This window comes from Tissierella praeacuta, assembly GCF_040396155.1.
GTDB classification, from domain to species: domain Bacteria; phylum Bacillota; class Clostridia; order Tissierellales; family Tissierellaceae; genus Tissierella; species Tissierella praeacuta_A.
Genome location: NZ_JBEBOY010000011.1, coordinates 1 through 25,614, shown reverse-complemented (window position 1 = coordinate 25,614; position 25,614 = coordinate 1). Strand labels below are relative to the sequence as shown.

Below are 25,614 nucleotides of genomic sequence, written 5' to 3'. Positions count from 1 at the left end.
AGTGAGGAATACAGGCATAGGTAAACATGAATTTATAAAGGAGTATGATATGTGGATCAATACATTTATAACACCTCGTAACTAGCAAATCGGGAAGCCTTACGGCTTCCCATTTTCATACCATCGCTTGAAAAGACGATTTATCTAGCTTTATATGCTTCTCCTTAGAATGAATTATAGAATACTGTTACTCCTATGTCGAAGCGTTTATCATGGTATAGATGAGGAACGCTCGTTTCATCAGGATAGCCAATCGGTAAAAGTACAACAGGAATGATGTTTTCGGGAAGTGCAAAGACTTCCTTTATCTTTTGAGGATCAAAATGTCCTACCCAAGTGCTGCCTAAGCCTAAATTGCCGACTTCAAGCATCATATGAGTAGTGACAATGCTTACGTCAACCTCTCCCATATCTTTATCATCATATGACCTTTTCCAGCTAACGGTATTGTCATAGCAAATCAACAGAGCTAAAGGTGCATGGAAGTGGTATGTGGTACAGGCTTTTAGTTTACTCAAAGCATCCTCAGTATCTAGCACAAGAATACGCTGCGGCTGATAATTCACAGCCGTTGGAGCAACTCTACCTGCTTCTAAAATCAAATCCAGTTTTTCCTTTTCTACTTTTTTATCACAAAACTTTCGAACAGAATATCTGTCCTTTGCCAATTCTAAAAAATCCATAGTTCTACCTCCATTCATTTCATTTTCAATCGTCCTAAAAGGCAGCTTTCGCTTTTATTTGTGCTGGGCATTTCTCCCCGCTTATAAACCACTGACAGGTTCTCCATTCAAAACAGGATTTATAATCGTAATTTTTCAAAGACTTTGTTAGAAATGCTGCATCAGATAAAAACGGCCTTCCATATGCCATAAAATCGCACAGACTGTTTTCAAGTAATGCATTCCCTATGTTCATTGAGTCAAAAATTCTTACCATAGCTGACCTCCCAATAAAGCAATATGCACACACTTGCATTCTCCACTTATTTTAATTATAATTAAAATAAAACAAAAAGAAAGTATGCACTTTTTAGTAGTATACTTACTAAAAGGAGAGTGTTGTTGAATGGATACATTATGCCGGAGTAAACAAGCACCTTTTGAATATACTCTCTCTATAATAGGCGGCAAGTGGAAAATGAGAATTATATACGAGTTAGGCTGTGAATCCATATTAAGATATGGAGAACTTAAACGCAATATTCCTTATATCACACATAAAATGCTAAGTACGCAGCTTAAAGAATTAGAAAATGACGGGCTTATCACTCGTAAAGAATATCTGCAAATTCCTCCAAAGGTAGAGTATTCTTTATCCGAAAAAGGGCTGTCATTGCTTCCGATTATTGATAAAATGTGTAAATGGGGTAGAAAAAACGCTTTAGCAGCGAAAGTATAAGCTAGCTTGAGCTGAATACCTAATACTCGTTATAACTTGTATTATAAAAGTGAACTTGCTATAGTATGATGTAAACTATCCTAAAGTTATTTTAAGTTATAAAGTTTAATATCAAATTTATCGAAGTCTAAGGTCTAGAATTCTATATCTTAGACTTCGGCAAGTAATATTAATATTATACGAACAAAAGGGTAGACCATCCAGCCTGCTCTTTGTTTATTATTATGCATGAGACAATACGGGAAACATTAAATCTCTCATTTTAAATGGATTATCTTTTCCCATCTTAATAAGAAGAGTAGTATCTTCCTCATTTACCAAACTTTTTTCATAAGAAGAACTATCATTTGGAGTAAATCCTAAAACTACTTTCTTAGTTTTTTCAGTCATCACCGCATTAATAATTTTATCTAATTTTACTTCTTTTGTGGCCAATACATCTTGCACATATAAAACCTCTTCATTAAACTCACAAATAACCACCGTATCATAGTCCTCAATATAATAAATACTGTCATTCATAGAATATGTACAATAAAACATTATAAGAGATGCATTGTTTCTCATAGAAACCTGTGAGAAAGGTATTGTATTGCAAGCCATATTGTAAACATTTTCTCTATCTTTATCATTATCCATACTCATCTTTCTTATTTTCTCTGACTTATCCTCTTTAATTTTATTTATCGAGTATTGATATTCACTATACTGATTAAATCCAAACTTTGGGTAGAAATCAATAACACTGTCATTAGCAAAAAGATAAATAAGATCGCATTTATCCTCCCATTCTTTTAATACTACCTCCATAAGTGCCCTGCTTAATCCTTGTCCTCTATAATCTTCATCTGTCATAACTGTTCCAATTTGTATATATCTCTTTTGTTCTCCTAAGATCAAAAAATCCAGGACATTTACTGAAACATTAGATACTACCTTATCTCCATCTAATAAAGAATATGGTATATATTTATCTCCCCAATAGCCATCCCCATACCATTGTTCAAAATTAAAACCATAGGTTTTTTCTGTTAATCTATTAAAGCTACTTCTTAACATATTGTCATCTCTGTAATCACATCTATAAATATATTTTTTATCATTAATTAATAAAGTCTCACTCATTTTGAGTTCCTCCTTTTTCCTTACTATTTTTGTTTATTTTAAATTACAAATTAATTCTATTCCCATCGATAAGGTAACAAATCATTAATGGTAAGTATTTTATCTTTTTTTATCATTACTTCACATTTATAATTTTCATCATGGATTTGACAAATAAATTCTCTACATCTTCCACATGGTGGAATTATTGTTCCATCTTCATACACTGCAACTACTTTTGTTATTCTATTTTCTCCAGCAGTAATCATAGCCGCAATAGCCGCATGTTCTGCACAGAATCCCATAGAACAAGGGGTATCTATACATACTCCAGTATAAACTTTTCCACTTTCACTCAAAATAGCTGCTGCAACAGAACCAGCATAAGAGTTTTTAGAAATTGCTCTAGGATTTAATGTATTTTTTGCGATATCATACAATTCATCAAATTCCATAGTTATCATCCTTTCAAGTAAATTCTTGTATCTGAATCAATACACGATATATTAATATAAATATTAGTTTGTATTTTTTTAATCATCACAGTCTTCGTTTGCTTCAATAGTAAAGATAAATAGCAGAAGTTATGTCCACTATTTTTAATTTTTTATAGCAAAAAATCATTCTCACTTTAATAAGTTATTTGATAGACTTAATTTTATCTAAATCTGGACTACAAAGTAATTCAAGATTTTTAAAAATCTTTTCTTCAGACCAATCCCACCATTTTAATTTTAATAGATAATCAATCAACTCATCATCAAATCTCTTTTTTATAATTTTACATGGATTACCTCCAACAATATGATAAGGAGGAACATCTTTTGTTACCACAGAATTAGCAGCAATAATTGAACCATCTCCAATATGCACACCAGGCATTACTGTCACATTTTGCCCAATCCAAACATCATTACCAACTACAGTATCACCTTTTAGAGGTAACTCTTCAAGAGTAGGTGTGGTTTTTTCCCATCCATTGCTCATGATATTAAAAGGATATGTAGTTACGGATTTCATTCTATGGTTTGCACCATTCATGACAAATTCTATTCCTTTTGCTATTGCACAAAACTTTCCTATAATAAGCTTATCACCTATAAATTCATAATGATGAGTAACATGTTTTTCGAACTTTTCTGCTCCATTTATATCATCATAATAAGTATAATCTCCAACCTGAATATTAGGATTTTTAATAACATTTCTTATATAGCAAATATTCTTTATGTTTTCATTAGGGTAAATACTGTTTGGATCTGGACCAAATTTATTCATATATCTCATCTCCTTTATATTTTTTAATTCATTTACCAATTAGTTTATTTTGTTTATATCTACATTATCTGTAGGTTCATCTACAAATAATAGTTGTTTTATCTATATCATTATTACTGTATCTTTATATATTTAAATCCTCTAACAACATAAACATCCCTCCTTACATAAAAAATAAATCCCCATAGATGAGAACAATATCATCCATGAGGATTTTATTTACATAAATATCTTTTATTATATTTAAATTAAACTTAATGCCACAATGTATACTTAGCCTATATTTAAATTATAAACGAGCATATATATTTTTATATATTCATTTATAGTTATTTTATTTTTATATAAAAGAGTTTTATAGATGATATTGTTCTTAAAATGCATAATTAAACAAAGTTCTATTATAGAACTTCTAAAGCATTTCTAACTATTTAATTTTAATAGTTTAGTTAAGAACAACTATAATCATCTGATTAAATCTCCTTTCTATATAATCATAATTTTAGTTAAGTATATAATCTAATCTTCCTATTGTCAACAGATATTTATTTAGAACTATTCGAGTATCTCATTAGTTCTGATCCTAAGTCATCAACTTCATGTTATCTGCATCCAATTTGGGTGTACTTCTTTACAACCCAAAAGTGACTCTATCTTTTTACCAATAGAAACGCTATTACGTCTCTTATAGATGGAGAATCTGTTAAGAACATTATGTTGGCATAACTTGGTAGCTCTTTCGAATATATTGGATACATACTTAGTCTGACATATAAGATTACAAGAACCTAACAAATATGATTCCAATAATCATCAGTACTAGAGTAGCAATTCTTCTACTATCAATTTTTCTTTTTTGTAAATTAAACATTCCAAACTGATCGATTGTTAATGCCATAATCATTTGTCCCAATAGGAAAATCATAGTAGTTAGAACTGATCCAAGTACAGGTAACAAGACAATGTTGCCTGTTAGAATAAATATGCCAAATATACCGCCCATATATGTCCAAATAGGAATACGTTTTTTTTGTGTGTCATACAAAGGAAACTCTAATCGACGTTGAGTAATCAATATCAAAGCAAGCAAGATAATCGTGCCAACAAAAAAAGAAATAAAGGTAGCTCCTAAAATAGAGCCCGTTGCAACACGAAGTTTTCCATTAATAGCGGTTTGCAATGGTGGTAAAAATCCTGCTAAAACGCCTAAAGTTATCCAAGTGATTTTACTATCCTTCTTTTTTTCTTTTGACGCTATAGTTGAGTCTTTTTTCTTTTTAGGTTGAGCCAATGAAATGGCGAAAATCATAATGACAACACCGAGTGCTCTAGTAATGCTAACAGGATCAGCTTGTACACCGAACCACCCAAAGTGATCGATTAGAATTCCTACAATCATCTGTCCAGTTACAGTTACTAGCGTTGTAATTGAGGCACCAAGTTTTGAAAAAAGAATGATATTAGCCACATTAAAACCAACACCAGCTATTGCTCCACCGATAAAAACATACAATGGATATGAAAAATCAATTCCAGTAGTAATGCCTATAGGATCTACTATTAAATTTATAACGAGTAGTATCACTGTTCCTAAAGAAAATGCGATGAACGAAGCTGTTAAAGGTGTTTTTGAATAAGAGCTTAAACGAGCACTTATAGATGCCTGAATAGGGAAAAACATTCCGATAATTATCCCCATAATTAAATAAAGTGTGATTTGCATAAATTTACCCCCTTTTATTTTTAAATTTTAATGATTACGATTAAGATTGTTTTCTGAAATAACAATCAAGGATCAGTCTTTTAATTCCACCCACTACAATAGGGACTGCTGAATGACTTTCTCTATAATACTGCTTTATATCTGGAATTGATGAAGATATTTAGTTCAATTGGATTTGATATTTATCCATAACAATAACCAATTTAAATTTGTAATCAAAGACTTAAGAGACTCTTTATGTCTATAATTCATTAAAAAATAAGAGTGGATTATAAATCCACAGATATTTACTTAACAAGATCTGATATTTTTTGATTCCTTAACTCTTCCTCCATTTTTTCTTCTGCTGAAAGCATTATTTTTTTTATAACACATTCTGAATGAGATTCTAAACAGCAATCAAATAAAGATGATTTACCTTCAATAGCATGTATGATATCCAAGAATGAAATATCTTCCCAATTTTGACTAAGGGAATAACCTCCGTTGACACCTGAAGAAGAATTAATCATTCCTTCCTTAACTAACTTGGTCAATATTTTGGACAAGTACGTTGGAGAAACTTTTTGTTTTTCTGCTAACTCCTGTACACCAACAAGTTTATTTGGTGTGTCCATTGCAAGAAAAAGCATGGTATGAAGGGCATAATTTGTAGCTTTTGAATACTTCATAATATATAAATCACCTCCAATAAAAGACTTCATGTATCTATAATAACCTTAATTGTGTAGCTTTGTCAATAGTTTTTTTATTTACTTTATTATAATTACTGTACCCCCTTATAAAATTTTAGATACATGAGAAAATAATTTAACTTTCTATATTTCATCACTAATGTTACTAATTACATATTTTTTACTAATTTGATTAATTCTTGACTTAGACTTTGCATCTTTAGATATACATTATATTACTGTCAATACCAGCTTTTAATTTCCCATCAGTTGAAAAATTCCAAAACTCTATTGCCAAAATAACATATAGATTATATATTTCACTAATTTCATATGCTCTGTCAATTCGTTTATCTGCGTCTATATGTCCAAGTCATAGATAATATAAATTTCTCTACTGCGCGATAATTTGTGTGGATTTAATATGGCTTTACAATTTCATATAGTTCTTTAAACTTCATATCTTTTTTGGCCGTTTTTCTGCTGCATACAATATACTGTCACTTCAAACGATTCATTACCAGGCATTACACCCGAACATGTTTCAGTCGTTTCAAAACCCATTGCTTCGTATAAGTGCAGTGCAGGATTGTTTCCAACTAAGACCTCCAGCCCAAGCGGCCTTTGGGTAGTATTTTCAATCACATGCATAATCAAACTTTTTCCGATTCCCTGACGCATAGAATCAGGATCCACATAGAGCCATGCAATTTCTTCCTCTGAATATGCCACAAACCCTACTACATTGCCATTTATAAGTGCAACACATACCGTGTAATCAAATAATCCTTCATTAACGGCCGCCTGTGCAAGCGGCACAAATGCATCGTCTAGTCCTGCAAGGTTCAGTTCTATTTTTCTAGCACTATCGTGAATTTCTTCAATGCGTGACCAGTCCTGCTGCTTATAATCCCTTATTATAATATTCACCATGTTATATCCCCTTTCTATTTTTCTACAATAAGACAATTTTTTGCTAATAGACGTTCAATTGTCATTTCTACTTTTGGTAAAAAGGCTATCCTGGCTTTCTACAAATGCTAATAATGGTAGGAGCTAAAGGTGAGAAGGGAGCTTTATTCCAATCCGAATATTGATTTTCAATATTAAAACCATTGTTTTTTAATAATGATCTAAGAGTATCATTATCAGTAAAACGACAAGCAATTCGAGAAGTAGTTTTTTTAAATCCCCAATCACGAAAAGTCACCCAATGCATTATATGATTTTCTGCATCATAAAATTGTGTTCCAGATACCTGAACTAGTATTCCGTCCTTATCGATAAATTGTCCCCAATTTGTTTCCTCTTGGTTTGATAAATCGTTTCCCATCGGATTACGTGTTTCGAATGCAAATATCCCATTTGGTTTTAAATGCTTGTAAACTGTTTTAAGTAATGAAATTTGGTCTTCATGACTTGAAAATGCTTGAAATGCATTATACCCTCCTCCACTTAAATGTACTTAAGATATAACTATGAACTATTATCTTCCATTTTCCTTAATTTAATAAAATTTTCTGGTAATGCCTCAAACATATCTGAATAACGGCTCCACCTTGCTCTAATCTGCTTATACTCTGCTTTATTTCCGCGCCATGGATGAGCAAATACAATTGTTACCATCTTGAAACACCTCTCAATTAATATTTTAAAATTTCTGTTCCTAATGTATAGGCAGTTTTTTTAGATTGTTCATTTTCAGAAACCTGCCACCTCAGATACTAGAAGTAGCACCTTAGGTCTAAGGTACTATTAACTCTGCTCTAAGTCTAAATTTAAAACATAATTATGTTCTCAAGATTTTACTAAAATTAAAAAAATTATAAAGAGCAATCTAATGTTTAGATTGCTCTCTGTTGACTTAAGCCCTAAAATTTATATAAAAAGATAAGTTTTGCTTAATTCAAATAACCTAGTTTTATTATTTTCTTATAATGAAATAAGTATAGTAATTACTTTGCAGCCCATATTTCTATTTCGATTTTTAATTCAGGCAATCCTAATTCGTTTATATATGCAATAGTCATAGACGGTGAATTATCACCGAAAAGTTCATCCCACTTAGAGTCGAAGAAATCCCAATCTATTTGTTCAGTAGCCCAAATATTTACCTTTATAACATTATCTGGATTTAGATCTTGACTAGATAATAATCTGGATATATTAAAGAAAGTGTTGATTACTTGCTCATTAAGATTTGAAGGAACATTTCCTTCAAAATCTACTCCTACTTGACCTGAAAAAACATAAATTTCAGAATCTCTTGGTACTTTAGTAATATGACTATACCTACCAACTGGTGCTGGAACTCCCACCGGATTTATTCTTTCTATTCTATTATTATCTTTAGATTTATTACTTTTCATTAAATTACCTTCTTTCGATATAAATTAACTACTATTTTACTTAGCTTGAGAAAACTTTAGGTAACTTATCTCTTTCTCAAGCCAATTCAGAAAAAAATATCAGTAGAATATCCAATTCCGAAAGATAAAAATCTTAATATTCTCTTTTTCATCTCTGTCTACTCCTTATACCTAGTATATCAATTCCTTACATTATAAACTAAGTGGATTATAAATTCAATTAATTTATAACTTCTCCTTAAATATGTGTTTAGGGAAGAGTTGAATGGTGTACTTAATCATACGGTATTTTGGTTAAACCAAATAGTAAAATAATCGATATAATCTAATATCTCTGTATGTATCAAACTTTTTTCACCTCTAAGTATCAACCTAATTTTTTTAAAAGATTCTTCATTTGGATAATAATGATTGAGTATAACTAAATTTTCTTGAATATTTATCGACCAACTTTCATCTTTCACTGATACAAGACAATATGCACCTCTGATAATACGCTTTAAAACTGTTATAAATATACCATCATCAAAATCTTCTTCAATTATTTGCTTTTTATAGTTTTTAAGCGTATCAACGATATCTTGATTTAAAGATTTACATATATTAATGTTAGGTTTCATTCTAGGAAAATGGATAGATAAATCTTCTCCATAAATACAAGTACATATGTGTTTTATCCAAAACCCCCAATAGTATAGATTATCTTTTTTTAATACCTCGTCCAATATTCCAATATCAAAATCTACTTTTGGTACAATATGATGATTAGCATTTATAAATTTTATTTTTTCCTTATTTAGTATTTTTATTTCAGTAGATGTAAGTGGTGATGTTAATATTATAGATAAATCAATATCTGATTTACCAGGAATTTCTTCCCCCCTTCCTACACTACCATATACATATATACTATGTAACTTATCACCTGTACACTGTTTTAAGATCTCAGTTAACTGATTTAATAAAAGGAGATAAGTAGAATTTATTTTATTTTCAGATGTTTGATTTAGTATATATCCGTCTGAATCTACACCAATCTTAGTTGGAAAATTCACGAATATCATTCCCTTCTTATTTCTATTTTATTAAGTATATCATACACCACTCTTAGAAAGCGTGTATAATTTCATTTTAACCTATATATAAAAATAAGGAAACCTGGTAAGCAGTAAATGTTATATAGGATTTCCTTAGGTTTATGATGTTGCGCATAGCAGGTGGTATTCATAATACAAAGAACAAAAGCACCAAGATCTTATTATCTTAGTGCCTTTGAATTTTTGTTTAGATCTACTTGCAGTACAATAAAGAGTATGCTCATAATAATAATTACGCAATTCCAGTGCCATCAAATAGATATTAAATACCTTTAACCGAGAATTAACGTTTTTTATAGCATAGAATTGTAACTCCATTATCAATATAATATTCTTCTAGCTTTAATTTTATGGTAGGATTGTTTCCCAAAAACAATGGTCTGCCTTTTCCTAAAACAGTTGGAATAATACCTATAATAAATTCATCAATTATATCTGCTTTGATAAAGCTATCTATAAGAATGCCACCACCAAATAAAAAAATGTCTTTGCCCTCTTTTTTCTTTTCATTAAGAATAACTTTGCAAATATCACCATTAATAAATTTAATATTTTCATAATCATCCAGAGATTTAGAAGTAGCGACAAATACAGTTTTTTCTTTAAACTCCTCGTAAAATTTTTGGTCATAGCAGTTTTTCCCCATAACAACAGTATCAATTCTATCTAAGAATTTATCATAATCCCATTGTTTTTCAGTATTAAGTCTGTTATTTCCATCACCGACAATCCAATCAAAACCACCGTTTTCATCAGCAATAAAGCCATCAATACTCATTGCCAAATTCATTATAATTTTTCTACTCATCATAGAACCTCCTTTTAGTTAACTAATACCGTATTAATATAATTTCTATTACTTGATATTAAATACATTATAGCTTATAATAGTTGACATCCTATGTCATATTGGAAAGGAGATATTATGAAAGCAGATAGATTGATTTCTATATTAATGCTATTGCAGATGCATAAACAACTAACAGCTAGTGAATTAGCTCAAAGGTTAGAGGTCTCTGTCAGAACTATTTATAGAGATATTGAAGCTTTAAGCAGTGCTGGGGTACCAATATTCGCTGATAGAGGAACAAACGGAGGAATAAAGCTATTAGGAGATTATAAAACTTCTTTAAGTGGAATAAATAATGATGAAATTTACTCTTTATTTATTCCAACCGGCGACAAAATTTTAGAAGACTTAGGTTTTGAAAAACTTAAATACTCTACAATACTTAAACTTTTAGGAGGTTCCGCTCCAAATCAAATCAAGGAAGTTGAAAATATTCAAAACTACATTTATATAGATATGCATACTTGGGGTGAAAACCCTGCGATTGTAGATAAAAATATTCTTTCCTTATTACAAAATGCCATCTGGAACAGCAGTATAATCAAAATAGTATATAGAAAAATAAAGGAAACAAAAGAAGTAATCTTAAATCCACTGGGATTAGTATGTAAAAGAGGCATCTGGTATTTGATTGCAATAGATGCTGAAATAATTAAAACGTATAAGGTCAGTTCCATAGAAAGTGCCATTTTTACAGAAGAGCATTTCGATAGACCAAGTGATTTCAACTTAGAAGTTCATTGGAAATCATCTACCAGTAATTATAAATCTCGAATTCCTAAATATACGTTTACTTTTATGGTTGACCCTTCAATTATAAATCATATAAAGGAAAGAAAATTTATCACTATAAGTAAAGAAGTTGTAAGAGACAATAAAATTTACTTAGATATAGTTTTTGAAGATATCTGGCAAGGCATTGAATTCGCTTTTACGTATGGAAAAAATATAAGAATCATACAGCCTGTTGAAGGTGTTAATGAAATTAAAGCAAAAGCTTCCGAAATTATTCAGCAATATAAATAATTAAAATTAATGATTAACATCTCGTGTCATACCAACAGAAAACTTTGTAAACCCTAATTTTTCATAATAAGGTTCTAACCTTTTCACACATAATGGCTACAGATCAAAAAAGCTGAATGACCAGTCACCATCTGGAACATTCAGCTCTAGATATAATTTAAATTTAATTAATCTACTATATAATTATATTATCTCAGAATCTTGTCTATTAATATAATTTGAAGCTATTATTTAATTCTATAAAATTATGTTCATGCTGATTAAATATACTTATTATGAAATGCTCCCTCGAACAGCATCAATTAGTTTTTTGCTTTGACTTCTAAAAAGTCCAAGGTCGTTCATAATAGTTACTAACTTAAAACCCTGTTTAATACGCATCGAAGCCTCTTCTGCAGATCCTGTAACAATTCCTGCAACAATATTATATTTTTGGCAGCTTTTTAATACTTTATCTATAGCGTTTATAAGTTCAGGGTTCTTCATATCCCCAAGACATCCCATATCCTGTGATAAATCAGCTGTTCCAATAAAGACGCAATCAAGACCTGGTGTCTTACATATTTCTTCAATATTTTCAACTCCCTTTCTTGTTTCGCATTGCATTATTATATAAGTATTATCATTACATTCTCCTCTATTGTAATCTTCATACCATCCCCAACGTGTCCCACGTCCTGCTCCTATTCCTCTCTTACCCAAGGGAGCAATTTTAACATTATCTATAATATATTTTGCATGCTCAGGAGTTTCTACCATAGGAATCATCAATCCATGTATCCCTACATCTAGCATTCGTGCCATCATTGGCCCATCAACAGGATTGTAAACACGAACAAATGGTGCCATTCCATATAACTCAGAAGCTCTGGCCATGTCAACCATTGTTTCCATATTGGTCTGCGCATGCTCCATATCAATCAGAATAAAATCAAGATTATTAATGCCCAAAATCTCAGCATTAGTTGGTGATCCTGATGCAACAAATGCTCCTAGCACATATCCATCTTTTTCAAGTTTTTCTTTCACTAAATTACGCATTTTCATAATATATCTCCTATCGAATAAAACATAACATTTATTATTTACATATAAATAAAGACTATGTTTAACAATTTGCTGAATAATTCTATAATTATCCTATGAATATTAAGACTATTATTTGTTTTGCTCTTCTAGAAATTTACTATATGATTCATTATATTCTGGTCTTAATGGATAGAAAATATCTATTTGCATACATGGTACAGGACTGTCATAAACATGAATATAGTGTTCTACACCTTTAGGTACAGTTACCCATGATCCAGGCGTTAGTCTATATGGGGTTCCATCAACATAGTAATCACATTCACCTTCTATAACTAGTGCAATTTGTTCATTATCTGGATGTGCATGTGGTCTTACTTCATTTCCATTATCAACTTTATTAATAGTGCAATTAACATTATCTGCACCCATTCCAAAAACTACTCTAGTTATTCCTTCTCTTACTTCTTGCCATGGTAAATTATTCCAATTACCAGATTCTACTCTTGCCATTTTTCTACCTCCATTAATTTTAATGTATTTGTTAATATAATTATTTAAATTATTTTATCTTACTGCTTCTATATGCTTTTATTGTTTAATATCTACTAATTGATACTCCTACCATAATATAATAATATGGAATAGATTATAGAGATTATTAAAGATTAAATAATTCTATAGGGTTTTTCTTAGCCATAATATTAATCTGTTCTTCCGTAATACCAAATTCCCTTTCTAATAGATTAATATAATTAAACATTCCTTCTATAGGTGAGCCATTATTAGCCTGTCCTAAATCTGTATCAAGTATAATATGTTCAACTCCTACTGTATCTATTATCTTTTTAGCTACTATATCATCAACATTCCCTATCTTTGAACCACCTTTGAAAACACATACATTTAATTCAATATATGCCCCTAGATCTGCCCATCTTTTCATATCTTCATATGAAGCACCTACATTATAATGTGGATGATTTACTAATATCCTTTTAACACCTAACTCTACAGCCTTTTTAACTAAGCAATCAACTTCCCACAAGGTTCCGTGGCCTGTTCCAAGCACCATGTCATATTCTGCCATATACTTCAAACACTCAATGGCTGCAGAATCCATATTTCCTTCTTTATCAACATATGAAACAGGATTTTCAGGAACTGTTGTTTTTCCACCACCTACAAATGAACTATTTTTATGATCATCAATATGTTTTTGAGTCGATACTGTTGGAAAATATATGATCTTTGCATCCATTTGTCTTGCTGTATCCAATGCCTTTAGATTAAAAAGTCCAACTGAATTATTTAAACACATACTTCCATAGACCTTACATGTACCATTTCCCAAATGCTTTTCAACCATTTTAGTTCCTAGCATACTTGGAAAATAATGATCTTTTACTAAAAATCCAGCATATCCTGCTGCCTCTGCTTCTTTTAACATTTCTGCGGCATCTAGCTGTCTATTAGCTACTGATGGACCACAATGTACATGCATATCAATTATTCCTTTCAAAATCTCTCTATCCATAATTAATTCCTCCAATCTATAATTTTCCAATAAATCCTTAATATTTTTACTTAAAAATTTAAGCTGTTAATTTATATATATCTTTTTTGTGAATCCTATATTTTTGTTAATTTATATATTGGCAAAAATTTTGTACATTCCAGTATTTGCAAGTAATGCAGCTATAATAGAAATAATAACAGCAGTAAAGAACAATGTCCTAAACACTTGGTTTTTCTCTTCTACATTTGGTTTAAAAAGCTGATCATAAGTTGCCATAATCATGGCCCCTCCCATGGATAAAGGACTTATAGTAGCAGTATATCCACCATTTATAATCGAACTAATTAATTCAATTGGCTGAAATACATTACCTATACTTTCATTTACTCGTGCAACTGTAGAAATTAGTGTAGGTATAGGTCCAGCAATGGCCAAAGAGAAAAAAGACATTACTGAAGAAGTAAATCCTAGAATGGGAGCTGCAGTCCATCGGCTAGACATAGAAGAAAACAAATCAGTCATTAATGTTAAACCACCTAATATTTGAGATACATTCAATAGACATCCAATTCCAACACATAGAAAGATTGTTTCCCAAGGTGTTCCTGCAAATGCCTCCTTTTCATCTGCACAATTGGTTATTAATAATATTACACTAAATACAAGCGCTGTCAGCCCAGCATGAGTTTTTAATAGCATAATACATAAAATCATAAAAACTAGCATTATCAAAGTGAATTTTTGATTTTTATTAAAAGGCCTAATATCTTCAAATACACTTTCTATTGAAGTCGTTTCACCTTGATCGTTCTTAATTTTCCACCCTCTATACAGTATATAAACTAAAATACATCCAATTGTGTGCATGATGATTCCATTTAAAAGTATAGAGATTGAGCTATCTGAATATCCTGCATTAATAATTATTAGATTAGCTGTATTCCCAAATAATCCTACTGGCGTCATAATACCAGCGTTTGCAGCATATATGGTGATAATGCCAATCATAATGGGGTTATATCCCATATGAGCTCCAATACTCATGGTAATTAAAGTCATACATGTATATACAGTTAATCCCCCTGGATCGATAATGGTGATACCAACACATACTAGATATACCATTATGGGATAGAGTTTTGTTGCCCCTGAAATTTTTTTAAACACCTTTTTGGAAAGTAGTTCCAATGCACCATTAGACTGCGCAATAGAAAAAAAGAAAAACATTCCAGTCATGTTAAGAAATAAATTAGTAGAAAATCCAGCGATGATATCATTGCTTGGAACACCGCCAACGAAACCTAGTACCATTGCCGCTGCAAGAGAAATAATACCAATGTTCTTGCCAAAAGCCACACCTAAGGCGATGGCGGCAACTAAGACTAATAATGAAATAACTGCCATAAGAAAATCACTCCTCATAATTTGTACCTAAGTTCTAACTCTTCTCGAATAAATACTAAAACCCGGATTTTTATTTGCACCTGATGCTAAAAGTTGCTCAAGCATAAAGAACTACTATCATTTCTTTTAGTCCTTTTAATCTTCACAAACCTCTTAGCTATTTGATGTAATAAAGTAACTTTATGGCTTAATTATAGTGAATATTAAAAATGGTGTCTATATCAAATGATACATTATATATAAAAAATGGTATTTGACGAAAAAATCTTCTGGTGATATTATATTTTTCATAAGCTGGAGTATTTTAGGCAACTAACTACTCATTGCCAATCGAGATAAATCCTATGTTTCAAACTTGTATTACTAGAAAAATAAAATCTAAGAGGAGGTTCCAAAGATGAGATTTTCACCCTATTATTTTGAAAATCATTTCAGTGACTTTGAATCATTATTACGTAGCAAAGGTGAAGAATGTACTCTAAAAAAAGGATATGAAATCACAGCAAATAATTCAGACTTATATCTTTATTATATTATTAATGGTATTTTCAAGCTGTCACTTACTCATCAGGAAGGCTCTATAAAAACCATTTGTTTCCATGGGAAGGATTCTATTTTTCCATATTCATTATGCAGACCCACTGACAATGAATATAAGATTGAATCAGATATTTTGGTTCTAACTGCTATCACAGACGTACTAGCTATTCGGATAACACCAGAAATATTTCATAAAACCATGTTGGAAAATCCTGATTTTCACATGGCTATGACTGACTATTGTATTCGTCATTCTAATCTTTTTATGTTTGAATCAATCAACCTATGCTACAATACAGCCTTTATTAAAACTTGTAATTTCATTTACATTTATACTCAGCATTTACATGGAAAAGGAATCAAGCTTAATCAAGCAGAAGTAGGTGAAATCATTGGAGAAAGTCGATTGGAAGTAGCTCGTGCTTTGAAAAAATTACGTACGATGGGTATTGTAAGTACATCTCGAAACGGTATTACTGTTTTAAATATGGATGATTTAATCAGTCTTTGCTCTTACAGACACAATTAATCTGCTACGATCAATTATACTTCTCAAATCTTTTTTCAAATTTATATAATTTTTTAACTTTCAAGTTCCTGAGTCCTTTACTAATGATATGACTATCGAATTTAAAATCATATTTATAATATTACTAAATCTTTTTTTATTAGTTATAAACTACAACTATTACTTCTTCTATAGGCATTATAGCTCCTATAATAGTTTAAATAATATGAGATAGTCCATTTCTATACTTAATATATCAAGATATGATTCTATCAATAAAAAATATCCCGCTTTTTATTACAGGATATCTTTTGTTTGCTTATTCTCAAGTTAAGGAACAGTTTCCATTGTCTTTATGCATTACTAACTTATAATTTTCATCATGAATCTAACAAGTAGCTGCTGCACCAGAACCAGCATAAGAGTTTTTAGAGATTTCTCTAGGATTTAATATAAAATTAATTCTCATCTTCTTCCATGACAGCGTTCAACCATAATCCAGCTAAATGAATTGCTCCATGATAGCCTACAAAAGGAGGCTCATAAGGACTTACTCTCCATTTAGTATCTGGATTCGATATTTGCATTTCCATATTTCTATCTGCCCATTTTAGTGCTTCTCCACTGGCCATTAAAAGTCCTTTTTTATGAGATTGAATAGCCTCCATCCATTCATCTTCTATAAGATAAGGAATATCTTTACTCCCCATATAAGAACAATCACACCAGCAAATACCTTTCAACAACGATAATTCATTTACAGCGTAAGAAAGAACCCCCCTCACTACATCTGCATGGCCTCCTAAGGAAATCACTCCTTCATCTGGATGCAATCGTGTAATATGTTCAAAAACTTTCATTGCAGGTGACATTAGATTTCTAATTTTCTCTTCCTCTGCTCTTATGAATTCGTAATTCGGTATCAAACCTAATATTTCCGATATGTTTTTTATCCATTGAGTTGTCCCATCTATACCATAAGGCCGCCCTAATATATATGGCGTTTTAAAACGTTCCTTTAAATGTTTGGCAGCAGGTTCACCTTCACGGCGAATGACTAAGTTAATATGTGCACCGCCTATATTCTCTATTTCCTCCACAGATGTATCTGAAGTCATTACACAAAGAGGTTCCATTCCAAAAGCACCTTTCATTATGCGAATAAGTTCTTTACTATCTTCGTGAAAGCGAAACATATCAGCGCAAGATCCAATAATATTAAAAGTAGGTCTAGATGTTTTTTCCATATCTACAGGCAAAGTCTTAGCAAGTAGGGAAAGTGTCTCTTGAACTCCCCGATGACCATATATATCAAAACCTCCATAACCAAAAGGAATTAGCCGAACTTGAGGATATTTAGGCTGCAATTCTTCACATATTGCAAATAAATCTGTTCCTATAATCATCGGAATAGAAGAAGGCAACAAAAAAACAACCTTAGGTTTATCTCTTTTTATAATCTCAGCAATTGCAGAATCCAGTCTCCTTATATCTCCTAATGAAATATCCGTTTCATCAATATGTGTGGAATAGAGTTTACACGATTCAGATATTCCAGCACGATTCAAAAACATTCTACCATATGACATATGTCCCATACATCCATATTCAATCAAAACCGCATTACGAATAGAAGCCAGTGTCCACAAAGTTCCCATCCGTCCTGACATAGGTGGTCTAAATTTATGAAGTCCCATCATTATACCTCCTTGATTCCAAAAGTTTTATTACTAAAAGCATTCAACATCCCACTTAATAAAAGCTTAGTCCTCTCATAACCTATCTGACCATATAGATTATATAAATATGGAATACAAGGAACTTGGCTTTTCCCTTTTAGAAGTTCTCCAAAAGAAAAACCTATACAAATATCATTCAATACATGTATATCTGCATCATCATTTACCATATGACAAATCATAGGATTATGTCCCTTTTCATTAATGACTTTCGCCCATTTCCTATCATCAGGATAAAATTCATCTAAATGTAGAAGTATAGGATTCATATTGAATTGATCCAAATATAAAACAAGAGGCAAAGGATCTAATGCCCCAACATGTGTGGAAATGTAGTTTACACCAGAAAAAATATTTTTTACCTGATTTTGCAGTTCAATAGCTTCTTGACGTACTTCATCAAATTCATTATCCCAGCTGATACAAAGTTTCTCTGCTACCGACTCATAAAGACTATTAATTTCACAAACATCATAAAATTCATGCAGACTGATAAATGGTATTTGATACTTATTCTGCATCATCTCTGCCATAGGATTCATAAATGGTGATATTACAAGATTTAAAATTGCATTTGGTGATTCAATAAAATCCTTTATATCTGATTTCGGTGCAAGCATACGTAGTTGAAACCCTCGCTTTTCAAGTGCAGTCAATAATTCAGGCATAGGAATATGTTCTTCTTCTGGGCTTCTTCCAAGAACGTTAACAATATTTGAAGAAGCCTGAGATTTCTCCATAAGGTTTCCAAATGCTAGAAGGGTCTTCCAATATCCTGAAGGATAACTATTACATTTAAAATGGCCTACCAGTACAAAGGTCAGCTTCGCTTTAATATCTAGCTGGATTTCATGTACAATTCCCTCTATATCTTCTCCTATAACCTCAGGAACACAGGTTAAAATTATCATTATTGATTTTGCGCCAGCCTTGTCCATGTCTTTGATAGCCTGTATAACACCTTTACGGCATCCAAAAACTACTTCATTAGAGTCTAAAATATACATCCAATGCAATTCACCGTCTTTATTTTTAGACTGTGATATAAGATTACGGCTATATGTTCCACATTCTGATGTTCCTACTACAAGTGTTGACATACCTTTAATATTTGAGCTAAGTCCTAAAGTAGTATGGAGAGGACAGTGATTTCCAGGAAAAGCAGCAGGAGTTAAAAACTTTACTCCAGCATTTGTCTTAATTGCTGAAAGCCGCTTTAAATGTTTCAATTTTTTCATAGTATTTCACCCCCATCAATTAAAATTTTAGCTAAAAAACGATAATGGGATGACATATTGCATTCAGGAAATGCTTCTATCACTGTTTTTCCCTGTGCCTCAGCCTGCTGTACAAAAGAATCTCGGGGTATATGATAAATAACTGGAACCTGAATTTCATTGGCAGTATTTCTAACTAGCTCTTCTTCGTTTTCAATATTTTTTGCATTGAATATTAACCCTCGTAATGAAGCATATCCTCGTTTTCCAAAACCTTTAACAGCATAGGCTATATTAGAAGCAGCATAAAGAGACATCATTTCTCCAGATGTAACTATACATACCTCATCTGCATAACCGCCTCGAATAGGCATAGCAAACCCACCACAAACTACATCTCCTAATACATCATAAAGTACAATATCTGGCTTATAGACTTCATAAGCATTTAATTCCTCTAGTTTCTCAAAAGCAGTGATAATTCCACGCCCAGCACATCCAACTCCTGGAACTGGGCCTCCAGACTCTACACATAATACTCCACTGTTGCTTTTTATTATAATATCCTCCAGTTCTGCATCTCCTTTTTCTCGTAAAGTATCTAATACTGTAGGAATATTCCTTCCTTCTGTTAGATTTCTTGTAGAGTCTGCCTTAGGATCACAGCCTATTTGCAAAACTGTCAACCCCATTTCTGATAATGCTGCCGCTATATTGGATACGGTAGTAGACTTTCCAATTCCACCTTTTCCGTAAATTGCTATTTTTTTCATTCAAATACCCTCTTTCATATTTATTATACTTAAGCAAATTTAATCAAATCATAAGAAGTACAGGTAGGACGTCCAGTCCTAGGTTCAAGCATAATCTTAGCATCAATATGAAAAGTTTTCCGCAAAACCTCTGCTGTCATCACCTTCTCAGGAGTACCATGACTAACAATTTTCCCTTTACACATGGCAATGATATAATCAGCAAATCGTGCTGCTAGATTCAAATCGTGAAGTACCATTACAATTGTGCATCCTTGTTCTCGATTTAGTCTATAAAGAAGCTCTAGTATTTCAAGTTGATAAGCCAAATCCAAATAGGTAGTAGGCTCATCTAAAAGAATTAAATCTGTCTGCTGAGCTAAAGCCATGGCGATCCAAACTCTTTGACGTTGTCCCCCTGAAAGATTATCTACTACCATAGTTTCAAATTCACTGAGTTTAGTCACTTCAAGTGCCCATGCAATAATTTCTTTATCTTCTGATTTTAGCTTTCCTAATCCCGATTGATGAGGAAATCGTCCATAAGCTACTAACTCACCAACGGTTAAACCAGATGGTGCCTGAGGTGATTGAGGGAGAATCGCCATTTTCTTTGCCACTTCCTTAGTTGATAATCGACCAATCTCATCACTATTTAAATACACAATACCATTTTTAGGTTTAAGAATACGTCCTATTGTTTTTAGGACAGTGGATTTTCCACATCCATTAGGACCTATAATTACTGTAATTTTTCCCTGAGGAACCTGCATATCCAATTTATCAACTATCACTTTATCTTCATAAGAAATGTCTAAATTTACTGTTTCAATACTATTCATATTTTCACCTCCCTTTTCATTGCTTCCCATTTCTTGAAAGTAAATATAAGAAATAGGGTGCACCGATAATGGCTACAATAATTCCAGTAGGTATTTCCGAAGGCTTTACAATAACTCGTGCAATAGTATCAGCAATTGAAACTAGCACTGCACCTACTAAAATACATGTTGGCAATAAATTACTATTACGAGGCCCGACTAGTCTTCGTGATAGATGAGGTGCTATTAGGCCTACAAAACTAATATTGCCGCTAACTGCCGCACATGAAGCTCCTAATGCTATGGCTGCAGTCAGTAACTTACGCCTTTCTTTCTCCATTGAGACACCAAGTCCACATGCCACATCGTCACCTAAATTCAGCACATCAAGTACACGAGATTTAGATATTATATATGGAATAAGCAACAACAGCCAAGGAATCAAAGTAAGTACGAACTTCCAATTGCTGCCCCAAATACTTCCAGACTGCCATGTAGCAACAAACCCAAATTGAGTGTCATCCAATTTAATAACCAATACTGTGGATAATGCTGAAATTCCTGCCTGTACTGCTATACCATTAAGTATTAGTCCCATAGGAGTTATACCTTCACCTTTTTTAAATGCCAATATATAAATAATTGTTGCAGCTATTCCTGCGCCCAGAAATGCTAGAAATGGCAAGGTAAATATGGATAGAAAAGATTCAGCTCCGAAAAACATTACAAACAATATCACCATAAGCCCTGCACCGGCATTAATACCCATGAGTCCAGGATCTGCCAAAGGATTTTTAGATATACTTTGTATAATACAGCCGGATAACGCAAGTCCTCCTCCCACCATAATTGATACTATAATACGAGGAAGCCGAAAGTTAAATAAAATCAAATTTTCATTGTCAGTCCCTCCTCCAAACAAAATACGAAAAGTATCTGATGGGGATAATGAACTATAACCAGTATTCATACTTATAATAAAAGAAAATACCAATAATATAATACATCCTATTGTAATCATCTTATTGCGTATAGCTAATCTTCTTATGTCTATTTTGTTTTTCTCCCGTTTGCTCATCATTATAGTGTCCTCCGTTGCTTACGTGATAAATATAAAAAGAATGGAACTCCAACTAAAGCTGTCAGTACACCTATGGGTGTTTCAAATGGTGGATTTATCATCCTTGCACCTATATCTGCTACAACCATTAGCAAGGAGCCTAAAACAGCAGAGGATGGAATAACTAAGCGGTAGTCCATTCCTACTAGAAATCGAGAAGCATGAGGAATAATTATCCCTACAAAACCTACTGCTCCTACAACAGATACGGAAATACCCGCCAATATCAATATAACTATTGTACATAGCCCATATATAACTGCCACATTTAACCCAAGTCCTTTTGCCACATCTTCTCCCAAACTTAGTATAGAAATCCATCGGGATAATACTATCGCCCCCGTCAACGCTCCTATAATCCATGGAGTCATAATCTTAATCTGTTCCCAATTTGAACTAGCCACACCTCCCACAGTCCAAAACATAATATTTTGTGAAACATTAAAATACAGAGCAATTCCCTGTCCCAAAGAAGAAAATAAGGAACTGACTGCTACTCCTGCCAGAATTAAACGTATATGGGTATCCCGTCCTCCTCCTATGAAAGCAATACCCTGTACTAATCCAGCACCTATTGATGCTCCTAAAAAGGAAAATAAAACAATTTGTCCATAATTCATACTCGGAAAGAAAGAAAAACAGATGGAAAGAGCAAAAACTGCTCCAGAGTTTAATCCCATGAGACCTGAATCTGCCATAGGATTTCGTGTTATCCCCTGCATCACAGCCCCTGCCACGGCAAATGCAGCTCCAACTAAAGAACTGGCAATAATACGTGGTAACCTTAGATCTATTACAACTAAATGTTGTATATTTTCTATATCAAAATGAAATAAAGCATTCCATACAATTTTTAAAGGAATTTCCGTTCCACCTTTAGTAAGAGAAAAGACCATCATCAATGCTAAAAGCACTAAACCTATAATAATAACTAAGTACCCATTCCATAAATGACCCTTTTTCACAGTTTGAACGGAATATTTTCCTTCATCTTTTTGTTTCATAAATTTTCCTCCTTATGCCTATACTTTTCTCTGTTCCTAGTGTCATCTATTCTTTAATTTCAACATTTTATCAATAATATAGAAATATAATCTTAATTTATACTATTACCAGACTATAAAATATATTGGTAATCTAACTATAATTTACTTCATAAAAACAGAGTAGCAAAATAGATATATACGCTACCCTTATCCTTGATAATAAGTTGACTTTATAACACCTTCATAGATAACTTACAGCACCTATTTGCAAATAAAAAACTAATCTGATAATATTTTTATGAATTTTTCAGATGCAAGTCTAATAGCGAGAGGACTTCCAGTATTTAGAGAGTCATCAAAAAACAAAATATGATTATTTTTTACCGCATTAAGAGATTTCCATACAGTAGAAGACTCTTGTGATTCAACTGCTGCCTGAGCAACATCTAAAAAATGCTGGAATATAATATAATCTGGATTCATTTGAGATAACGCCTCTAATGAAAGAACTTCCTGACTCCCAGGATATGTATCTGGAGCTAATAGATTAAATCCTTCCATTTGGTTATAATAAATAGAATTTCCATAACCTGTAGCAACAAAATTGCCTTTCCCGTCAACTCTTAGCAAAGCAAATGTTTCATCTTTAAATGTACTTAATTTTTTCCTTGTTTCACTGATTATTTTTTCCGTTTCTTCAATATATTTACTAGCCAATTCTTCTTTACCAACAATCGAAGCACACTGAACAGTCGTATTTTGCCAAGTATCCTTCACATCTAGCTGAATTACTGGGGCAATTTTAATCAATTCCTCATATACCTTATCTATATGCCCTTTGAAAGTCACAATTACATCTGGTCTTGATTCAAGAATTGCCTCTAAATTCAAATCACGAGCACTGCCTAAATCTATAATATTAGCAGTACCTTTATATGACCTAAGGGTTTCAAACTCTTCTAAAGCCTTCATTGCATCACCTATCGTAGCTCCTGCAGAGGCTATGGGCGGAGTTTCCAATGCGAAAAAATAATCTAGATATACTGCATGAAGAACTGCTATTCTTTCAGGTTTTTTCTCAAGTATTACATCATTTCCTGCCGCATCTTTTATAGTTCTCGGCCACTTTACAATTTCAGTATCCTCTTTTGAATCAGTACTTACGCTCCTCTTTTCTGTCTTATTCTCCATTATCCCTGTATTATTTTCTACAGAATTTCCAGTACACCCAGATAGTACGCCTATTATTAATATCATCAAAACAATTAGTCCTATGATTTTCTTCATTTTATATACCTCCAATAAAAATATAGTTAGGCAGCGCTAACCTGCCTAACAGCCATTATATCAAAACAATTTTATCATTGAAATGATGTAATCCTGAAATCATCATGCATTATTCCTGAATTTTTCCCGAAATCCACTGGGTGAAATCCCAAATTGTTTTTTAAAAGCGCGGCTAAAATGATAGGGACTACTATATCCTACACTTTTAGCCACCATAATAATAGGAGCATCTCCAGTTATTAATAATTCTTTAGCTCTATTTAGTCGATGAATCATTAAATAATCACCTGGACCCATCCCTGTATATTTAGTAAACACATAAAATAATCTATTTTCATTGACTTCATACAAATCAGCCAGTTCTCCAATAGTGAATATATCCATATAATGTTGATGGATATATTCAGATGCCTTAGTAAATAACAGTTGAGCATCACCATTGGTTTGATTATATGCACAAGTAAATATTTCTTCCAATATACAGTGAAATATGGTCTCTCTTTGAAAAGCATAAATTGTTCCAGGTTGACTTGATATCTTCCATAGACGTCTAATCATTTCTGAAAGTCTGGGGCTTTGTCCTATATCCAATTGAAAATGTGTATTCTCCAATGTAAAATCTTTTATATCAGAACTATGAATATTGTAAAGTACCAAAAAATATTCCCATTTTATATTTCCGATTACACGTTTATCTAGACTCATATTTGCGCCGCCATGAATTATATTTCCTACATTTGCTAAATAAGGACTCCCATCAAAGTGAAACTGTGCCTGACCTCTAATAGGAAAAATGAAACCGGGAAATGGTGCTGTTTTCATCCAGCCAGACTCACCTGAATCCACACTATAATGATATACTCCTTCTACATTAAAATGAGTATATGTAAAATATTCCGCCAATCTATTAATATCAGTTTTCATATTGTATATCTCCTTCCACAAAATTATATGTCATCTAATTCTCATATATAAAAAGTATCAATGTATGATAAATCTATTAAAATAATAAAATAATGAGGTTAGTTTAGGCTAACCCCATTATTTTATCATTGCTTAATATACTTTTCAATTATAAGTCATATAAATTCATAATTTTTCTTAACTGATATTAAATAATTTATCCTGAATTATTCATCACAATTCAATAATGATGCTACACTCTCAATA

At 32.1% G+C, this 25,614-nt stretch carries 27 protein-coding genes and 1 pseudogene; 3 read left to right on the top strand and 25 right to left on the bottom strand.

Annotated elements, in window-relative coordinates; translation table 11 throughout:
• Positions 1–164 precede the first annotated feature (164 nt).
• Together ABWP20_RS07430 and ABWP20_RS07425 are read right to left on the bottom strand one after the other, a co-directional pair.
• Positions 165–683 (bottom strand): nitroreductase family protein, encoded by a 519-nt coding sequence (locus tag ABWP20_RS07430; protein WP_353095156.1) that lies wholly within the window; start codon positions 681–683, stop codon positions 165–167.
• Between the two features lie 34 nt (positions 684–717).
• On the bottom strand, positions 718–939 hold the full coding sequence (locus tag ABWP20_RS07425) for a hypothetical protein (protein WP_353095155.1): 222 nt from the start codon (positions 937–939) through the stop codon (positions 718–720).
• A gap of 129 nt (positions 940–1,068) precedes the next feature.
• Between ABWP20_RS07425 and ABWP20_RS07420 the strand changes: the two genes are divergently transcribed.
• Entirely contained in the window at positions 1,069–1,401 is a 333-nt protein-coding gene (locus ABWP20_RS07420; protein WP_353095154.1) for a winged helix-turn-helix transcriptional regulator, read from the top strand.
• A gap of 222 nt (positions 1,402–1,623) precedes the next feature.
• Here the strand turns inward: ABWP20_RS07420 and ABWP20_RS07415 are convergent, their stop codons facing one another.
• From ABWP20_RS07415 to ABWP20_RS07365, 11 genes and pseudogenes are all read right to left on the bottom strand, one after another.
• Complete coding sequence (locus ABWP20_RS07415) at positions 1,624–2,526, bottom strand: GNAT family N-acetyltransferase (protein WP_353095153.1); 903 nt, start codon at positions 2,524–2,526, stop codon at positions 1,624–1,626.
• 56 nt (positions 2,527–2,582) lie between these two features.
• A complete protein-coding gene (locus tag ABWP20_RS07410; protein WP_353095152.1) occupies positions 2,583–2,960 on the bottom strand; it encodes a cytidine deaminase family protein in 378 nt (125 codons plus the stop codon).
• 184 nt (positions 2,961–3,144) lie between these two features.
• Complete coding sequence (locus ABWP20_RS07405; protein ID WP_503012516.1) at positions 3,145–3,792, bottom strand: Vat family streptogramin A O-acetyltransferase; 648 nt, start codon at positions 3,790–3,792, stop codon at positions 3,145–3,147.
• A 769-nt stretch (positions 3,793–4,561) separates the two neighbouring features.
• On the bottom strand, positions 4,562–5,506 hold the full coding sequence (locus ABWP20_RS07400) for a DMT family transporter (protein ID WP_353095150.1): 945 nt from the start codon (positions 5,504–5,506) through the stop codon (positions 4,562–4,564).
• A gap of 287 nt (positions 5,507–5,793) precedes the next feature.
• The gene (locus ABWP20_RS07395; RefSeq protein WP_216521240.1) at positions 5,794–6,177 is read right to left on the bottom strand and encodes an Rrf2 family transcriptional regulator; all 384 of its coding nucleotides are present in this window, start codon (positions 6,175–6,177) and stop codon (positions 5,794–5,796) included.
• 453 nt (positions 6,178–6,630) lie between these two features.
• Positions 6,631–7,113: a GNAT family N-acetyltransferase gene (locus ABWP20_RS07390; RefSeq protein ID WP_353095149.1), complete on the bottom strand. Its 483-nt coding sequence runs from the start codon at positions 7,111–7,113 to the stop codon at positions 6,631–6,633.
• 85 nt (positions 7,114–7,198) lie between these two features.
• Positions 7,199–7,603, bottom strand: a pseudogene (locus ABWP20_RS07385) (hypothetical protein); the annotation flags it as partial.
• A gap of 53 nt (positions 7,604–7,656) precedes the next feature.
• The gene (locus tag ABWP20_RS07380; RefSeq protein ID WP_353095148.1) at positions 7,657–7,806 is read right to left on the bottom strand and encodes a hypothetical protein; all 150 of its coding nucleotides are present in this window, start codon (positions 7,804–7,806) and stop codon (positions 7,657–7,659) included.
• A gap of 329 nt (positions 7,807–8,135) precedes the next feature.
• A complete protein-coding gene (locus ABWP20_RS07375) occupies positions 8,136–8,549 on the bottom strand; it encodes a RidA family protein (RefSeq protein WP_353095147.1) in 414 nt (137 codons plus the stop codon).
• A gap of 278 nt (positions 8,550–8,827) precedes the next feature.
• A complete protein-coding gene (locus tag ABWP20_RS07370; protein ID WP_353095146.1) occupies positions 8,828–9,604 on the bottom strand; it encodes a nucleotidyltransferase domain-containing protein in 777 nt (258 codons plus the stop codon).
• 325 nt (positions 9,605–9,929) lie between these two features.
• Positions 9,930–10,454 carry a dihydrofolate reductase family protein gene (locus tag ABWP20_RS07365; protein WP_353095145.1) on the bottom strand — a complete coding sequence of 175 codons (525 nt, stop codon included), beginning with the start codon at positions 10,452–10,454 and terminating at the stop codon, positions 9,930–9,932.
• 117 nt (positions 10,455–10,571) lie between these two features.
• Between ABWP20_RS07365 and ABWP20_RS07360 the strand changes: the two genes are divergently transcribed.
• The gene (locus ABWP20_RS07360) at positions 10,572–11,522 is read left to right on the top strand and encodes a helix-turn-helix transcriptional regulator (RefSeq protein ID WP_353095144.1); all 951 of its coding nucleotides are present in this window, start codon (positions 10,572–10,574) and stop codon (positions 11,520–11,522) included.
• Positions 11,523–11,795: 273 nt separating this feature from the next.
• On the opposite strand, the gene ABWP20_RS07355 is transcribed toward ABWP20_RS07360, so the two are convergent.
• The 4 genes from ABWP20_RS07355 to ABWP20_RS07340 form a co-directional block, all read right to left on the bottom strand.
• Positions 11,796–12,569, bottom strand: a complete 774-nt coding sequence (locus tag ABWP20_RS07355) for an HpcH/HpaI aldolase family protein (RefSeq protein WP_353095143.1) — start codon at positions 12,567–12,569, stop codon at positions 11,796–11,798.
• A 111-nt stretch (positions 12,570–12,680) separates the two neighbouring features.
• Positions 12,681–13,064 (bottom strand): cupin domain-containing protein, encoded by a 384-nt coding sequence (locus tag ABWP20_RS07350; protein WP_353095142.1) that lies wholly within the window; start codon positions 13,062–13,064, stop codon positions 12,681–12,683.
• Positions 13,065–13,212: 148 nt separating this feature from the next.
• Positions 13,213–14,088, bottom strand: a complete 876-nt coding sequence (locus ABWP20_RS07345; protein WP_353095141.1) for a DUF6282 family protein — start codon at positions 14,086–14,088, stop codon at positions 13,213–13,215.
• Between the two features lie 111 nt (positions 14,089–14,199).
• Positions 14,200–15,474, bottom strand: coding sequence for an SLC13 family permease (locus ABWP20_RS07340; RefSeq protein ID WP_353095140.1), 1,275 nt, complete (start codon positions 15,472–15,474; stop codon positions 14,200–14,202).
• 397 nt (positions 15,475–15,871) lie between these two features.
• Between ABWP20_RS07340 and ABWP20_RS07335 the strand changes: the two genes are divergently transcribed.
• On the top strand, positions 15,872–16,543 hold the full coding sequence (locus tag ABWP20_RS07335) for a Crp/Fnr family transcriptional regulator (protein ID WP_353095139.1): 672 nt from the start codon (positions 15,872–15,874) through the stop codon (positions 16,541–16,543).
• A gap of 437 nt (positions 16,544–16,980) precedes the next feature.
• On the opposite strand, the gene ABWP20_RS07330 is transcribed toward ABWP20_RS07335, so the two are convergent.
• The 8 genes from ABWP20_RS07330 to ABWP20_RS07295 form a co-directional block, all read right to left on the bottom strand.
• Positions 16,981–18,219, bottom strand: a complete 1,239-nt coding sequence (locus ABWP20_RS07330; RefSeq protein WP_353095138.1) for a nitrogenase component 1 — start codon at positions 18,217–18,219, stop codon at positions 16,981–16,983.
• A gap of 2 nt (positions 18,220–18,221) precedes the next feature.
• Positions 18,222–19,499 carry a nitrogenase component 1 gene (locus tag ABWP20_RS07325; RefSeq protein WP_353095137.1) on the bottom strand — a complete coding sequence of 426 codons (1,278 nt, stop codon included), beginning with the start codon at positions 19,497–19,499 and terminating at the stop codon, positions 18,222–18,224.
• On the bottom strand, positions 19,496–20,251 hold the full coding sequence (locus ABWP20_RS07320) for a nucleotide-binding protein (RefSeq protein WP_353095136.1): 756 nt from the start codon (positions 20,249–20,251) through the stop codon (positions 19,496–19,498). Before ABWP20_RS07320 ends, ABWP20_RS07325 begins: the two co-directional genes overlap by 4 nt.
• 29 nt (positions 20,252–20,280) lie before the next feature.
• The gene (locus tag ABWP20_RS07315; RefSeq protein WP_353095135.1) at positions 20,281–21,135 is read right to left on the bottom strand and encodes an ABC transporter ATP-binding protein; all 855 of its coding nucleotides are present in this window, start codon (positions 21,133–21,135) and stop codon (positions 20,281–20,283) included.
• A complete protein-coding gene (locus ABWP20_RS07310; RefSeq protein ID WP_353095134.1) occupies positions 21,089–22,132 on the bottom strand; it encodes a FecCD family ABC transporter permease in 1,044 nt (347 codons plus the stop codon). The genes ABWP20_RS07315 and ABWP20_RS07310 overlap by 47 nt, the downstream gene beginning before the upstream one ends.
• Positions 22,132–23,175: a FecCD family ABC transporter permease gene (locus ABWP20_RS07305; RefSeq protein WP_353095133.1), complete on the bottom strand. Its 1,044-nt coding sequence runs from the start codon at positions 23,173–23,175 to the stop codon at positions 22,132–22,134. The genes ABWP20_RS07310 and ABWP20_RS07305 overlap by 1 nt, the downstream gene beginning before the upstream one ends.
• 261 nt (positions 23,176–23,436) lie before the next feature.
• The gene (locus ABWP20_RS07300) at positions 23,437–24,444 is read right to left on the bottom strand and encodes an ABC transporter substrate-binding protein (RefSeq protein ID WP_353095132.1); all 1,008 of its coding nucleotides are present in this window, start codon (positions 24,442–24,444) and stop codon (positions 23,437–23,439) included.
• Between the two features lie 102 nt (positions 24,445–24,546).
• A complete protein-coding gene (locus ABWP20_RS07295; RefSeq protein ID WP_353095131.1) occupies positions 24,547–25,368 on the bottom strand; it encodes an AraC family transcriptional regulator in 822 nt (273 codons plus the stop codon).
• Positions 25,369–25,614 lie beyond the last annotated feature (246 nt).